This window comes from Nocardiopsis mangrovi, from assembly GCF_042653925.1.
In the GTDB taxonomy this organism is placed as follows: domain Bacteria; phylum Actinomycetota; class Actinomycetes; order Streptosporangiales; family Streptosporangiaceae; genus Nocardiopsis_B; species Nocardiopsis_B mangrovi.
Genome location: NZ_JBHSFQ010000016.1, coordinates 1 through 14,911, shown reverse-complemented (window position 1 = coordinate 14,911; position 14,911 = coordinate 1). Strand labels below are relative to the sequence as shown.

The following is a 14,911-nucleotide window of genomic DNA, read 5'->3' as shown; positions in this document are numbered from 1 at the left end:
TGACCTACGCCGGTTCTGTTAGCCGTTAGCCGATGTCGCTGCTGACCTGCTATTCCTCTGGTTCCCGCCGACCCCCGTATCCGGGCGTGTCGCGCTCTGCCTGAAGCATGGCGGAACCGATTGAGCCCGACCTGGCGGTCGAAACTTCATGGGAGGAGGTGTTACGCGCCGCTCTCACTCGCCGCCCGGCGTACGGGTCCGACCTAACAGCGCGCGCGTATGACCCGTCGACTCACGGGCACGAAGTTGAAGAGTACCGAACCGGCGAGAGCCGGTCAAAACGACAGCGGCCGCCCGTGGTACCCGCGCTTCGCATCCTCGATCTATCGAAGGCCACTACACAGTGTACGCCGTCCCAAGGGGTGCCCAAACGAATATCAGGGGATCGCGAAGCTGAGGAGCCGCGGCGGCGCGCTATCCCGGGGTCTGGTTGGCGTAGGCGTAGACGACGGCTTCGTCGCCGCCGTCGGGGGTGCCGTCGTCGTTGCGCGTCCCGTCCTCGGTGAACACCACCAGGACTCCGCGCATCACGGGATCCGTCGGGTGATCCCCCCGACATTCGACCACGGACGCGATCTCGTCGTCGTCCTCGCGCGGCCCGTACAGCTCGCGGCGCTCCGCGCTCGGCGGGCCGTCGGCGCGCAGGGCCGTGAGGTTGTCGGCGGTGCAGATCACTTCGGCACCGCCCCGCGTGGTCGCGAACCGCAGCCGGTACGCGTAGCGGCGGCCGTCGTCGGAGACCTCGCCCTCGGCCTCCATGTCCGCGGCGTCGGACGGGACGTCCAGGCCGCTCAGCTCCTCGAACGCCGCCTGGAGTTCCGGGATCCCCGTAGGGGGCGGGGAGGCGGACACCGAGGGCTCCGGCGCGGGACCGTCGTCCGGGCCGGAGCATCCCGAGACCATGGCGCCGGCCGCCACCAGGACCAGGACCGCGTCGCGCACCCGCACCGCGCGCTCACCCCGTTCGCGTGACATTGTGGCTCCCCTCGATCCAGAACTCCTCGGCCATTCCCCACTGGTGGAGCTCGGCCAGGTCGCTCTGGCTGAAGGCCCATAGCTCACCCGGCAGGCCGTTGAGTGCGTTGGAGTCCTCGTCGCGTTCCCAGTCGTACATCTTCTCCAGGTTCACGTCCGTGCTGATCTCGTAGGTCCACTCCCCGCCGGGATCCGCGGGAGGGGTCACCGTCACCTCGCCGGTGAGATTGTAATGAAAGCTCCCGATCGCGTTCGCCCAGTTCGTGTCGGCATAGACGAAATCGGTTCCGTTGATGTCGTCCGGCGGATAGCCGTAGTTCCGCCATTCGGTGCTGATGGGGAAGGTCACCGGGCCGTCGGCCCCTTGGTCCTCTGCCTCCGCGATGGCGGTGGCCACCAGCTCATCCTGGTGATCACCCACCGCCTCCTCGAATTCGGGCAGGTCGTCCATGAACCGGTCCATGTCGAGCTCCACCGGCTCGCCGTTTCCATTGAGGAAGTGATCGAAGTAGTCCGCCGCGTCCGGCAGGCACCGTGACGCCAGCCGGTCCCAACCGGTGAAGCAGGCGAATTCGACGGCTCGGATGACATCGCGGACCTCGCCCAGTGTGGTGCAGGTGCGCCCGGGGCAGCAGTCGTCGCTCCACGGCCAGCAGCCGGGGGACACCTTCCCCTGCCCCTCGCTCTCGAAGTCGTCCTCCGAGATCTCGAACGCGTCGAACTGCGGGCTCGGGCCGGGGTCGACGAAGAGCGGGCCCTCCTCCTCCGGCGGCCCGCCTCCGCCGGGGTCGTAGTTGGCCGCCGTGGACGCATGGCCGGCGGGCCAGGTGCTGCCCTGGTCGATATCCGGATGATCGGGGTCGATCCCGGGGGCGGGCTCGTCCCCTGATGCCGGGGGCTCGTCGCCCTCCGGCCGCTGCGGAGCCGGTGCGGGAGGGCCGGTGCGGTCGGGACGCGGCTCCCCCGTCTCGCCGGACGCCGTCACCCCGTCGAGCGCGCCGTCGAGGAAGTCGCGGACGCGGGTGGAGACAGGGCCGGCGACCACCGCGAGAATCGCGGCCACCAAAAGGATCACGGCCCCGTATTCGACATAGGTCGCACCGTGTTCGGAATGCAGGGGTACCCGGAATGTTCTGCGCATGATGGAATTCGCAATCCTGGGTGGGGGACGGTCCGGGATCGAATTGATCGGGCAGGCGGGGAGGTCAGCGAGCCGATGGCCTATGACATTTCGTCGAATACATCATCGGTCCTTTGACGCCCGCAGCCACTGAACCCGTTCCGCGTACCACCGGCCGGATTCGGCCACGAATCGCGGAATCCACCTCACGCGCCCCATGGGTGCGCGGCGCGATTCAGGGCGCCGGGGAAACGGGCGGGACCGACGCCCGGACCGCCGCGGCAACGCCGTCGAGGATGAGTTCGAGGCCGAAGGCGAAGTCGTGGTCGCCGGGCCCGTCGGCCGGCTCGGGGGGCGCCTCCGGGGCGGTCTCGAAGACGCCCGAGGCGAAGAGGGCCGCGGCGTCGGGGAAGCGGTCCGGGTCGACGAGTCCGAGGAGCGACCTGCCGTAGTCCCGCTCGACCTGCGCCTGGTCGAGGCCGGTCCCCCGCCGGCCCTCCTCCATCTGCCGGGCCATCGAGCTCATGGTGCGCACGTAGCCGGAGAGCACGGACACGATGCCCACCTTGTCGCCCCAGCCGAGCCCGGTGTCGCGCAGGACGCGCAGTCCGGCGTCGAGCCAGGCGACCGCGTTGGGGCCGCTCGGCGGCCCGGGGACCGGCAGGTCGGCCAGCCAGGGATGGCGCAGGAACCGCTCCCGCAGCACGGCGGCCCACCGCCGCGCACCGTCGCGCCATTCGACGGGTCCGGGGCCGAACGCGGGCGGCGCGCCCTCCGCCGCGTCTCCCATGAGGACGAACAGCTCGTCCTTCGACCCGACGTGGCGGTAGAGCGACATCGCGGTGTAGCCCAGCTCCTTGGCGACCTTCGCGAGCGACACCCCCGCAAGGCCCTCGCGGTCGGCCACGGCGATGCCCGCGCCGACGATGCGGTCGACGCCGAGTTCCGCGGGGCGGCCGACCGGGGCCGCCGCCGGCAGCCGCCACAGCCGCCCCAGCTCGGCGGGCACATCCTCGTGGGCCATGCGTACACGCTACCGCGCCGGCCACGGGTCCCTTCTCGCCGTACGTCGGCCTCCCCCGCTTGCGTTACCTTAGTTTCGCTCATAAATTAATGCCACCAACCGACAGGGGGACCCGTGTCCGTCGACGACCACATCCACGCCCCGCGCCCCGGAACCGGGGCCGAGGGCCCCGTGCCGCGGGCGCAGCGGGCACTCGCGCCCGACCTCGCCCGCGGCGCCGTGCTGCTGCTCATCGCGCTGGCCAACTGCGCCGGGGCCTTCTTCCTCGCCGCACCCGGCATCGAGCCGGCGCCACAGGGCCTTGAGCGCGTCCTCAACGTCTTCATGTTCGTGTTCGTCCACGCACGCGGCTACCCGATGTTCGCCTTCCTGCTCGGCTACGGGCTGGTCCAGCTCGCCCGCAGGCGGGACGCGGCGGCCGGCGGATCCGGCGCGGGCCGCGCGGCGCTGCTGCGGCGCAGCGCGTGGCTGCTCGTCTTCGGTCTGGCCCACGGGCTGCTGCTCAATTCCGGTGACATCCTCGGCGCTTATGGGATCGTCGGGATCGTCTTCGCGCTCCTGCTCCTCGGCCGCCGGGAGCGCGTGCACCGCATCATCCTGTGGATCTGGGGCCTGCAGGCCGCCTACGTCCTGGCGTTCACCGCATGGGCCTGGTGGACCGTCGCCGCCTCCTCCGACGTGCCGGCCGTCATGCCCATCCGCGAGATCGCCACCGGCTGGCCGTCCATGGAGGCGTCCACCTACGCCGCCTCCGTCGCGGCCCGCCTCAGTGAGTGGCCGACCCACACGCTCTACATCTCGGGGGTCATCCTCGTCGTCTGGCTGGGCGCGTGGGCCGCCCGCCGCCGGATCCTGGAGGACCCCGCCGCCCACCGGCGGCTGCTGCTGTGGACCGCCACCGCGGGCATCGGCATCGGAGTCGCCGGCGGCCTGCCGATGGGCCTGTTCAGCGCCGGATGGCTGCACGCCGACGTGGCCGCGGCCGGCACGATCAAGCTCCTGTACGAGGCGTCCGGCCAGTTCGGCGGGATCGGCTATGTGGCGCTGTTCGGGCTGATCGCCCTGGCGCTGTCGAAGCGGCACGCGGCCGGGCGGCCGGGTGTGGTCGTCGACGCGCTGACCGCACTGGGGCAGCGCTCCCTGAGCGGCTACCTGGTGCAGTCCGCGGCATGGCTCGTGCTGGTGTCGCCGTACGCCCTCGCGCTGGGCGGGTCGTCCTCCGGCAGCACCGCGTTCACCGCCGCCGGATGCGCGGTCGGCGTCTGGCTGGCCACGGTCGTCGCCGCCTACCTGATGCACCGCCGGTCCCTCCGCGGCCCCGCCGAGGTGCTCCTGCGCCGGCTCGCCTACGGCCGCCGGGGCTGACCGGCCGGGGCGCGTGCGTGCTCCCGCGTCACGGGGGCGGCGGGAACACGCACGGCCGGCCCGGGGCCGTACCCGCACGGGCCCGCGGTCAGCCCGCCGCGGCGCCGGGGAGGGCGGGGTCGGGGGGCTCGGCCCTGCCGGCGATGCCGGTGTAGGCGTCGGCCTGGAGGCTGAACAGGTCGCGGTAGCGGCCGTCGGCGATGGCCATCAGCTCGTCGTGGGTGCCGTGCTCGATCACCCGCCCGTGGTCCAGAACGTAGATCCGGTCGGCCATGCGGACCGAGGCCAGGCGGTGCGTGATGAGCAGGACGGTGGTGTCCTGCGCGGCGGCGTGCAGGGTGTCGAACAGCCGCTTCTCGGCCTTGGCGTCCAGCGCCGCCGTCGGCTCGTCGGCGATCACGAGGTCGGCGCGGCGGTAGAGGCCGCGGGCCGCTGCGATGCGCTGCTTCTGGCCGCCCGACAGGTCGGCGCCGCCGACGAACCTCTTGTCCAGGAGGGTGTCCAGGCCGTCCTCCAGCTCGCCGACCACGGCGTCGGCGCCGCTGAGCCGCATGGCGCGCAGCAGGCGGCCGTCGTCGGAGTCGGCCGACATGGTGATGTTGCGGCGCGCGGACAGCGGCCACTGGGTGTAGTCCTGGCTGATCAGCCCGATCCGGTCGCGCAGCTTCTCGGGGTCGAGGTCCGCGGTGTCGGTCCCGTTCCAGGCGATGGTGCCCTGGTGCGGGAGGTAGAGGCCGGCCAGGAGCCGCGCGAGGGTGCTCTTGCCGGAGCCGTTCTCGCCGACCAGCGCGACGATCTCCCCCTTGCGGAGGACGATGTCCACCCCGCGCAGCACGGGCCGCTCCTCGTCGCCGGGGTAGGCGAAGACCACGCCGCGGGCGGTGAGCTCGCGCAGCTCACCGGGGTCCACGCCGGACGACGGTGCGGGCAGGCGGGTGCGGGCCTGGTGGCAGAACTCCAGGAAGTCGTTGAAGAACAGCGCGGACTCGTAGCAGAAGTTCACCGAGTACAGCAGCTGGGCGAGCGAGCCCTGCCCCTGGCGGATCGCCAGGACGGCGGTCCCGGCCACCGCCAGCGGCATGCTGCCCGACAGCAGCAGCACCCCGAGCGCGCAGTAGGTGGCGACCGCGGCGATCCCGCCCGCTGCGTCGCCGGCGACGCGTACCCGGGTCTGGCGCAGGGCGACCGCCAGCAGCACGGCGCGGACGTGGTCGGCGATGGTGGTGTATTCCGCCAGCAGGAAGGTCCGCATGTTGTAGGAGCGCAGCTCGGCCGCCGACTGGCGTTCGGCCAGCAGGGCGCCGATGATGTACTGGCGGCGCCGGGTGGTGGTGAGTTCCCGGATCCGGGTGTAGCGCAGCCGGGCGGCGCGGGCCGCGGCCCAGCCGTCGGGCACGACCGTGAGCACGAGCAGCCCCAGCAGCAGCGGGTGCAGCACGGTCAGCACCCCGGCGACGGCCAGCAGGCTGATCACCCCGTTGAGGATGTCGATGGCGCACGTCACCGTGCGCGCGACCTCCCCGACACCGCGGTCGCGGGCCCGGTACATCGCGTCGGCGAGGTCGGAGTCGTCAAAGGCTTCCAGGCGCATGCGCGATGTGAGGTCGAACAGCTCCAGCTCGGCCGCCCGCTCCACCTGCGGCTCCAGCCGGGCCTGGGCCCATCCGGCGGCCGCGCTGAGGGCGCCGCGGACCAGGGCCGCGCCGGCGACGACCAGGAGAGCGGGCAGCGCGTCGCGCACGCGATCGGGGGTGGGGCCCGCGGCGAACAGCTCCTCCAGGACACCGGACACCGCCAGCAGGCCGGCGGCGCTCGCCACCCCGGCCCCCAGGTTCAGCCCGACGGTGGCGAGGGTGTCGATACGGCTGGCGCGCCAGGCCCGCCCTAGAGCGAGGGCGATCATCGCGGGCAGGCGGGTGGCGACCACCCAGAAGGACGCGGCCTCCAGTTCATGGACCCAGGGGTTGTAGCGGCTCGCTTTGACTTCGGGCTGTTCCGGTGCGGGTCGGGCGGTGCGGCGGCGCAGGCGCATACGGACTCCAGTGGCATGTCCGGGGACGGGGAACACACGTTCGAGGACGACGATGGAGAGTGTAGGCGTGCGATGACAGGGCGTCACCGGGGGTGGCGGGGTTGGGTCGCGACCGTATCCGCCCGAATCCCACCCCGGTCGCGCCGCCCCTCCCCCGATGCCCCCCACGGTCCGCTCCCGGCGACTCCGAGTCCCCCGGTTAAGTACCGGACCACATCACCCCGCCCCCGCACCCCCGCGCCACACCTCCCCCGGCCACCCGCACCACACGATCACAGGCCACAAACGAGGAACCCGCCGCCCGCCCGGCGCGGCTCCCCGCGGGTCCGCCGGCCCGAGGGCTACAGCCGCCGCAGAACGCGTGTGCCCGGTACGGCCGGAGCCGTACCGGGCACACGGTGTCCCTCGGGAGGTGTCCGTTAGAGGAGGAACAGGGAGACGACGCCGCCGATCGCGCCGACCACGGTCAGTCCGAGGCTGATGCAGGCCAGGACCGTGCCGATCGTGACGAGGTTGCCGCCCTCCAGTTCGCCGTTGGACCGGCGGATCGCGCGTCGCGCGCCGGAGCCGACGACGAGCGCCGCGATGGCGGTGAACAGGCCGATCAGCGGGACGAACCCGGCGATGCCGAGCCACAGCGTCGCCGAGGCGCCCGGAGCGTTCTCGGGGCCCCAGTAGTCGACGTTGTCGTAGCCCGGGTAGTCGCCGCCGGAGTCGCCGCCCGGAGGGCCGTCGAACCCGGGGAACTCGTCGGAGACGGCATCGCGGCCGCGGCGGTTCCGCTGGCCGGCCGGGGCCTGCGGCCCCGAAGGGCCGTCGTAGCCCGGGTCGCCGCCATGGCCCGGTCCGCCGTAGCCCTGCTCCGGGCCGCCGTGCCCGTTGCCAGGCGCGTCGTACCCGTCCGCGGGAGCGTCGTACCCGTCCTCGGGGCGGCCGTAGCCGTCCGCCGGACGTCCGTACCCGTCCTCGGGGCGGCCGTACCCGTCGTCCGGACGGCCATAGCCGTCATCCGGGCCGCCATAGCCGTCGTCCCGGCGGCCGTAGCCCTGCTCCGGGCCCGGTTGGCCGTAGCCCGGGCCGAACCGGTCGTCGGAACCGCCGCGCCCGGGGGCGTCCGGGCCGTTCTGCGGTTCGTAGCCGCCCCCGGGGCCGCCGGTGTACGCGGGCTGCACGCCGGAGTCGTAGCCGCTGCCGGCGAACCCGGCTCGGCCGTCGTCGGCGAGCGGGCTGCCGTAGGGGCTCTGGCCGTACTCCGCGGAACGCCCGGAGTCGCCGAAGTCGGTTCCCCCGCCGTAGCCGCCCGGTTCGGACCCGGAGCCGTAGCCGCCGGGGTCGCCGGTACGGTACCCGCCCCCCAGTTCGTCGGGGATCGCGGGGATGGCCTGGGTCCCGTGCACCGGGTCGAGGTGGTCCGGTTCCCGGGGGGCTCCCCACGGTGCGGGCTCCTGCCCGGTGCCCGTTGCGGCGCCCGAACGGTACCCCCCGTAGGGTGCGTCGTCGCGGCCGGCCCGGTGGTCGGGGCCCAGCTCATCGGAGACCGCGGGGATGGCCTGGGTGGCCTGGCCGTAGTCCGGCCCCCCCGTGGTGTCCCATCCCGGGCGGCCGAAGTCCGCCTGGCCGGGAGCCGCGCCGAGGCCGTCGCCGACGCGGTCCCACGGCTTCGACGCCGTGTCCCCTCCGAGCGGGTCCGCTCCGAGCGGGTCGCCCTCGCCCGGCCCGCGGCCGGAACCCGGGGGCTTCGGTGCCTCGAACGCCGCCCCGAAGTCGTGCGTGGTGTGCTCGGGGGAGCCGTCGCGCCGCTTCTGCTGAGCGTTGATGGCCGCCTCGCGGACACTCGCGGGCAGCCGGGGGTCGTCGCGGCTGAACGCCCACGTGTTGCCGCTGCCGGTGCCCAGGTCGCCCGTCTGCTCACTGGCGGGACGCGCCGGGGTGCGCGGCCCGGCCGGGGACTCGGGGTCGTCGGACCGGAGGCCGTCGGGCGCGGGGGCCGGGCCGTCCAGGCCGGACCCGGAGTAGGCGGCGGCCGGGTCGTCGCCGGCGCCCCTGGATCCGCTCCACCGGTCGGCCGGGGCCTTCGGTTCCGTCCCCGCGCCGCGGAAGGACGACTCGAGCGCGTCGGCCAGCGGCTCGCTGCCCGGGCCGCGCTCCTCGAATCCCCCCGGGGAGAACCGTGGGCCCGCCGAGAGCTCGTCGCCATAGCGGTCGGAGCCGTCGTAACGCGACGAGGCTCCCCAACTGTCACCGCCCGTGGAGGCGGGACCGGCGGAGGTACCCGGGCCGTCGCCCCACTGCGGCACGGACTGGCCGAGCGGGCCGCCGGAGGGGTCGCCGAGCGGCCGTTCCCGCGGAGCCCCCAAGGGGTCGCTCAGCGGGTCGCCGCCGGGGGCGTCGTAGGAGCGCGCCTGGGCCGGCCCCGGGTAGGAGCCGCGGTCCGCGCCGCTGTCCGGGTGACCGCCGGACGACGGCCCGTCGCCGCGACCGGCGCCGGCGCCGTCTTGGGAGGGCGAGCTCGCCCAGGGCTCGGTGGCGGGGTCGCGTCGGGCCCCGTCCGCCGGGCCCTGCCCCGGCGCAGCGGGGGTGTCGCGCCCAGCACGCGGCGCGCCCGGCGCGAGGGGGTCGGCGAGAGGGTCGGAGAGGGAGTCGGAGCCGGCGGAAACCGGGCGCTGGGTGGAACCGTAGGGCTCACCGCTGTAGCCCGTGCCCGAGGGGGTGTGCGCCGTGGGCGCGTCCCACGCGGGGGTGCCCGACGGGCCGCCCGCGCCGAGGAGGCCGGAACCGGGGGTGTCCGGGTAACCGCCGGTACCACCCGGGCCGGCCGAACCGATGTCCGACGGCCCGCGGTACGCGTCACCGCCCCACGCCCCCGGATCACCCGATCCGGAGACGTCCGAATGGCCGCCGCCCGAGCCGGTCTGACCGGGGTCGGACGCGCCGCGGTAGGAATCGCCCAACCACGCCCCGGGACCGCCGGCGCCGGGGGGATCGGAGTAGCCGCCCGGACCGCCCGAACCCGCTGTGCCGGGGTCCGAGTGCGCGCGGTGGGAATCGCCCGCCCGCGCGCCCTGATCGCCCGGTCCAAGGGGATCGGAGTAGCCGCCGGAGCCCGCGGCGGGGGTGCCGCGGTAGAGGTCGTCGCCGTAGGGTCCCTGCGCCTCGTGGCGCCCGCCGCCGGCGCGGTCGGCGGGGCCTCCCGCTCTCGGTGCGGCGAGGGGGTCGGCGTCGGCCGTGGACCGGAAAGGCGCGGTCTCGGGCGCGTCGTAACCGCCCGAGGAGATGTCATAGGAGGCGCCGGCTCCGGGGGACGCCGACGGGGGGGCCAACGGGTCGTGCCCGTATCCGGGGGAGGGCGAGTCGGACCAGCCGGCCCCGGCACCGGGGTGCCGGTCGTGGGTACCGCTCCCCGTGCCCGCCGGGTCGTCGCGGCCGGGGCGCTCGGGATCGCCGGGGCCGCCCGGAAGGTCACCGCGCCGCGCGCTGGTACCGAAACCGGGGTAGCCGCCGGTGCCGCCGGCGGGCGGTTCGGCGCCGCCTCCGCCGAGGCTGGACGCCGGCCAGCCGCCCGTGGGCATCCGGTACACGCCCGCTGCGGGGTCGCCCGGCTCCGGAGCCCCGGACCGGCCGGTCTCCGGCCATGCGGACCCGGCGCCGGGGCGGTCGGACGCGCCGTCTCCGCGGGCGGGGCCCGCGAGCGGGTCGGGGTACGACGGCCCCGCGGCGAACGGTTCGGTCGTCGGCGACCCCGGAGGGACCGCCCCCAGGTCGCGGCCGGGAGCGCCCGGGTCGCCGCCGGGCGCACCCGGCGCCCCGGTGTCCGCGGGGACGTAGGGGCGTCCCGCCTGGGGCTGCTGCTCGGGAGTCTGCGACCCGATGCCGCCCAGCGGAAGCGCGTCGGTAGTCCCCGTTGCGGGTGTCCCGAGACCGCTCAGCGCCGCAGGGTAGGGCTCGGCCATACCCGGCCGCTCACCGCTCAGCCCCGGGAACCCGCCCGTGGCGGGGAATCCGCCGAAGGGACTGCCCGCGGGGCGCCCTGCGGCGTCGCCGCCCGGTGCGCCCTGCTCCTGCCGCCCGTCCTGGCCGTCCCGGCCGTCCGGTTCCGTGTGGGAGCGGTCTCCGGCCGGAGTGAACCACGAGCCCTGTTGCTGCTGCCGGGGCTCGTTCTCGTCACCGGACGACCCGAACCGCGCTCCCCCGTTGTCCGTCACTGTTCTCGTTCTCCCGACCGCGCGTGAGCGCTCAAGTCCCCATCCGTCTACGAGTATGCCGACCGTCAACGACGAACGGCGGTAGTTCCACCCCACTTGGGGTGGAACTACCGCCGTCGTCAGGTCAACGCTCCGATCCCACCGGTGATATCTGTGTCACCGGTTATACGGGCCGAAGTCGTACTCCTCCAGCGGGACGGCCTCGCCGGATCCCTGACCGAAGGTGTACTCGCTCGGCTCCTCGTAGCCCGAAACGGAGTACATCGACGCCTTCGCCTCCTCGGTCGGCTCCACCCGGATGTTGCGGTACTGCGGCAAGCCGGTACCGGCCGGGATGAGCTTACCGATGATGACGTTCTCCTTGAGGCCGACCAGCGGGTCGCTCTTACCGTGAATCGCGTTCTCGGTGAGGACCCGGGTGGTCTCCTGGAAGGAGGCCGCCGACAGCCACGACTCGGTGGCCAGCGACGCCTTGGTGATGCCCAGGAGCACCGGGCGGCCGGCGGCCGGCTGGCCGCCTTCGGCCACGACGCGGCGGTTGATCGCCTCGAACTTCGGGCGCTCGACCATCTCGCCCGGCAGCAGCTCGGTGTCGCCGGACTCCAGGATGTTCACCCGCTTGAGCATCTGCCGCACGATGATCTCGATGTGCTTGTCGTGGATCGAGACACCCTGCGACTTGTAGACCTCCTGCACCTCCGACACCAGGTGCTGCTGCACCGCGCGCGGGCCCTGGATGCGGAGCACCTCGTGCGGGTTGATCGCGCCCTGGATGAGCTGCTGGCCGACGGAGACGTGCTCGCCCTCGCCCACGAGGAGCTGCGCGCGCATGGGCACCGGGTAGGCGATCTCCTCGGAACCGTCGTCCGGGATGAGCACGATCTTGCGGCTCTTCTCGGTGTCGTCGATCCGGATCCGGCCGTCGAGCTCGCTGATCGGGGCCACACCCTTGGGGATGCGGGCCTCGAACAGCTCGGTGACACGCGGCAGGCCGTGGGTGATGTCCTGGCCGGCCGAGCCGCCCATGTGGAAGGTCCGCATGGTCAGCTGGGTGCCCGGCTCACCGATCGACTGCGCCGCGATGATGCCGATGGCCTCGCCGACGTCCACCGGCTTGCCGGTGGCCATGGAGCGGCCGTAGCAGGTGGTGCAGACGCCGATCTTGGCCTCGCAGGTGAGCGAGCTGCGCACGCGCACCCGCTCGACACCCGCGCCGACCAGCTTGTCGATCATCTGCTCGGAGGTGTCGGTCAGCGCCGGGGTCAGCACCTGGCCGTCGACGACGACGTCCTCGGCGATGGTCCGGCCGAAGCCGGTGTTCTCGACGTTGTGCTTGCGCACGACCACGCCGGCGGCGTTCTTCTCGCCGATCTCGTGCCACAGCGACCGGTCCGTGCCGCAGTCGATCTCGCGGACGATGACGTCCTGCGCGACGTCCACCAGGCGCCGGGTGAGGTACCCGGAGTCGGCGGTGCGCAGCGCGGTGTCGGCCAGGCCCTTGCGCTGGCCGTGCGTGGAGATGAAGTACTCCAGCACGGACAGGCCCTCGCGGTAGGAGGACTTGATCGGCCGCGGGATGGTCTCGCCCTTGGTGTTGGAGACCAGGCCGCGGATACCGGCGATCTGGCGGACCTGCATCGGGTTGCCTCGGGCTCCGGACTGGACCATCATCCACACCGGGTTCTCGGCGGGGAAGTTGTCCTCCATCTCCTTGGCGACCTCGTTGGTGGCCTTGGTCCAGATCTCCGTGAGCTCCTGCCGGCGCTCGTCGTCGGTGATCAGACCGCGGTCGTACTCGCGCTGGATCTTGTCGGCCTGGCGCTCGTAGCCCTCGAGGATCTCCTGCTTGCGCGGCGGCGCCAGCACGTCGTCGATGCCGATCGTCAGCCCCGAGCGGGTGGCCCAGTGGTACCCGGCGTCCTTGAGCGCGTCCAGGGTGGTCGCGACGTGGACCTTGGGGTAGTTCTCGGCCAGCTCGTTGACCAGGGCGGACACCTGCTTCTTGCCCACCTGGTAGTTGACGAACGGGTAGTCGGTCGGCGTGGTCTCGTTGAAGAGGTAGCGGCCGAGCGTGGTCTCCAGGACGTAGGACTCCCCGGCCTCCACGTTCTCCGGGCGCACCCAGTCGCGCGGCGGCGGGGCGTCGCCCTCGACCCGGAGCCGGATCTTCGCCTGGAGGTCGAGGTCGCCGAGGTCGTAGGCCATGATCGCCTCAGCGGGCGTGCGGAACGCCCGGCCCTCGCCCTTGGCACCCTCCTTGAGGGTGGTCAGGTAGTAGAGCCCGATGATCATGTCCTGGGTGGGCATGGTGACCGGCTTGCCGTCGGACGGCTTGAGGATGTTGTTCGTGGCCAGCATCAGCAGCCGCGCCTCGGCCTGGGCCTCGGCGGACAGCGGCAGGTGCACGGCCATCTGGTCACCGTCGAAGTCCGCGTTGAACGCGGTGCACACGAGCGGGTGGATCTGGATGGCCTTGCCCTCGACCAGCTGCGGCTCGAACGCCTGGATGCCCAGGCGGTGCAGGGTCGGCGCACGGTTGAGCAGCACCGGGTGCTCGGTGATGACCTCTTCGAGGACGTCCCACACCACGGGGCGGGAGCGCTCGACCATCCGCTTGGCGCTCTTGATGTTCTGCGCGTGGTTGAGGTCGACCAGCCGCTTCATCACGAACGGCTTGAACAGCTCCAGCGCCATCTGCTTGGGCAGGCCGCACTGGTGCAGCTTCAGCTGCGGGCCGACGACGATGACCGAACGGCCGGAGTAGTCGACGCGCTTGCCGAGCAGGTTCTGCCGGAACCGGCCCTGCTTGCCCTTGAGCATGTCGGACAGCGACTTGAGCGGGCGGTTGCCCGGGCCCGTGACGGGCCGGCCCCGGCGGCCGTTGTCGAACAGCGCGTCGACGGCCTCCTGGAGCATCCGCTTCTCGTTGTTCACGATGATCTCGGGCGCGCCGAGGTCGAGCAGCCGCTTGAGCCGGTTGTTGCGGTTGATGACCCGCCGGTACAGGTCGTTGAGGTCCGACGTGGCGAACCGGCCGCCGTCGAGCTGCACCATGGGGCGCAGGTCCGGCGGGATGACCGGGATGCAGTCGAGGACCATGCCCATGGGGCTGTTGCGGGTGTTCAGGAACGCCGAGACGACCTTGAGCCGCTTGAGCGCGCGGGCCTTCTTCTGGCCCTTGCCGCTGCGGATGGTCTCGCGCAGCTTCTCGGCCTCGGCGTCGAGGTCGAAGTTGGCGAGCCGCTCCTGGATGGCCTGGGCGCCCATGCCGCCGCGGAAGTACTTCCCGAAGCGGTCCCGCATCTCGCGGTAGAGCATTTCGTCGCCCTCGAGGTCCTGGACCTTGAGGTTCTTGAACCGGGTCCAGACCTCTTCGAGGCGGTCGATCTCACGCTGCACGCGGTCGCGGATCTGCCGCATCTCGCGTTCGGCGGACTCGCGGACCTTGCGCCGGGCGTCGCCCTTGGCGCCCTGCTCCTCCAGCTCGGCGAGGTCGGCTTCGAGCTTCTTGTGCCGCTCCTCGACGGTGGAGTCGCGGCGCTGCTCCAGGTGCTGCCGCTCGACCGAGATGTGCGCCTCCAGGGACTGGAGGTCGCGCTCGCGGGCTTCGGCGTCGACCCAGGTGACCATGTACGCCGCGAAGTAGATGATCTTTTCCAGATCCTTCGGGGCGAGGTCCAGCAGGTACCCCAGGCGGCTGGGCACGCCCTTGAAGTACCAGATGTGGGTCACGGGCGCGGCCAGCTCGATGTGGCCCATGCGCTCGCGCCGCACCTTGGCGCGGGTGACCTCGACGCCGCAGCGCTCGCAGATGATGCCCTTGAAGCGGACCCGCTTGTACTTACCGCAGTAGCACTCCCAGTCGCGGGTGGGGCCGAAGATCTTCTCGCAGAAGAGCCCGTCCTTCTCCGGCTTCAGGGTTCGGTAGTTGATGGTTTCCGGCTTCTTGACCTCGCCGTGCGACCACTGGCGGATGTCGTCGGCGGTCGCGAGGCCAATTCGCAGCTCGTCAAAGAAGTTGACGTCGAGCACTTATTTCGTCCCCTGCTCTTGAAGATCGCGGAAAGTCAGACCTCTTCGACACTGCTCGGCTCGCGCCGACCCAGGTCGATTCCCAGTTCTTCCGCCGCACGGAAGACATCCTCGTCCGTGTCCCGCATCTCGATGGACATACCGTCGCTGGACAGCACCTC

Annotated in this window: 7 protein-coding genes; 1 reads left to right on the top strand and 6 read right to left on the bottom strand. The window is 72.6% G+C overall.

Going from position 1 to position 14,911, the window contains the following annotated elements; all coding sequences use genetic code 11:
* Positions 1–414: 414 nt before the first annotated feature.
* The 3 genes from ACFO4E_RS16655 to ACFO4E_RS16645 form a co-directional block, all read right to left on the bottom strand.
* Positions 415–975 carry a hypothetical protein gene (locus tag ACFO4E_RS16655; RefSeq protein ID WP_378575890.1) on the bottom strand — a complete coding sequence of 187 codons (561 nt, stop codon included), beginning with the start codon at positions 973–975 and terminating at the stop codon, positions 415–417.
* The gene (locus tag ACFO4E_RS16650) at positions 956–2,116 is read right to left on the bottom strand and encodes a Flp family type IVb pilin (protein ID WP_378575888.1); all 1,161 of its coding nucleotides are present in this window, start codon (positions 2,114–2,116) and stop codon (positions 956–958) included. The genes ACFO4E_RS16655 and ACFO4E_RS16650 overlap by 20 nt, the downstream gene beginning before the upstream one ends.
* 214 nt (positions 2,117–2,330) lie before the next feature.
* A complete protein-coding gene (locus ACFO4E_RS16645) occupies positions 2,331–3,119 on the bottom strand; it encodes a TetR/AcrR family transcriptional regulator (RefSeq protein WP_378575886.1) in 789 nt (262 codons plus the stop codon).
* Positions 3,120–3,233: 114 nt separating this feature from the next.
* On the opposite strand from ACFO4E_RS16645, the gene ACFO4E_RS16640 reads away from it, so the two are divergent.
* Positions 3,234–4,484 carry a DUF418 domain-containing protein gene (locus tag ACFO4E_RS16640; protein WP_378575884.1) on the top strand — a complete coding sequence of 417 codons (1,251 nt, stop codon included), beginning with the start codon at positions 3,234–3,236 and terminating at the stop codon, positions 4,482–4,484.
* An 88-nt stretch (positions 4,485–4,572) separates the two neighbouring features.
* On the opposite strand, the gene ACFO4E_RS16635 is transcribed toward ACFO4E_RS16640, so the two are convergent.
* The 3 genes from ACFO4E_RS16635 to ACFO4E_RS16625 form a co-directional block, all read right to left on the bottom strand.
* On the bottom strand, positions 4,573–6,516 hold the full coding sequence (locus ACFO4E_RS16635) for an ABC transporter ATP-binding protein (protein WP_378575882.1): 1,944 nt from the start codon (positions 6,514–6,516) through the stop codon (positions 4,573–4,575).
* Between the two features lie 419 nt (positions 6,517–6,935).
* Positions 6,936–10,718, bottom strand: a complete 3,783-nt coding sequence (locus ACFO4E_RS16630; RefSeq protein ID WP_378575880.1) for a hypothetical protein — start codon at positions 10,716–10,718, stop codon at positions 6,936–6,938.
* Positions 10,719–10,874: 156 nt separating this feature from the next.
* Positions 10,875–14,750 carry a DNA-directed RNA polymerase subunit beta' gene (locus tag ACFO4E_RS16625; protein ID WP_378575878.1) on the bottom strand — a complete coding sequence of 1,292 codons (3,876 nt, stop codon included), beginning with the start codon at positions 14,748–14,750 and terminating at the stop codon, positions 10,875–10,877.
* Between the last annotated feature and the right edge of the window lie 161 nt (positions 14,751–14,911).

Coding starts and splice junctions, on each gene's coding strand:
- ACFO4E_RS16645 (WP_378575886.1), bottom strand. CDS start 3,119: ATGGCCCACGAGGATGTGCCCGCCGAGCTGGGGCGGCTGTGGCGGCTG.
- ACFO4E_RS16650 (WP_378575888.1), bottom strand. CDS start 2,116: ATGCGCAGAACATTCCGGGTACCCCTGCATTCCGAACACGGTGCGACC.
- ACFO4E_RS16635 (WP_378575882.1), bottom strand. CDS start 6,516: ATGCGCCTGCGCCGCCGCACCGCCCGACCCGCACCGGAACAGCCCGAA.
- ACFO4E_RS16655 (WP_378575890.1), bottom strand. CDS start 975: ATGTCACGCGAACGGGGTGAGCGCGCGGTGCGGGTGCGCGACGCGGTC.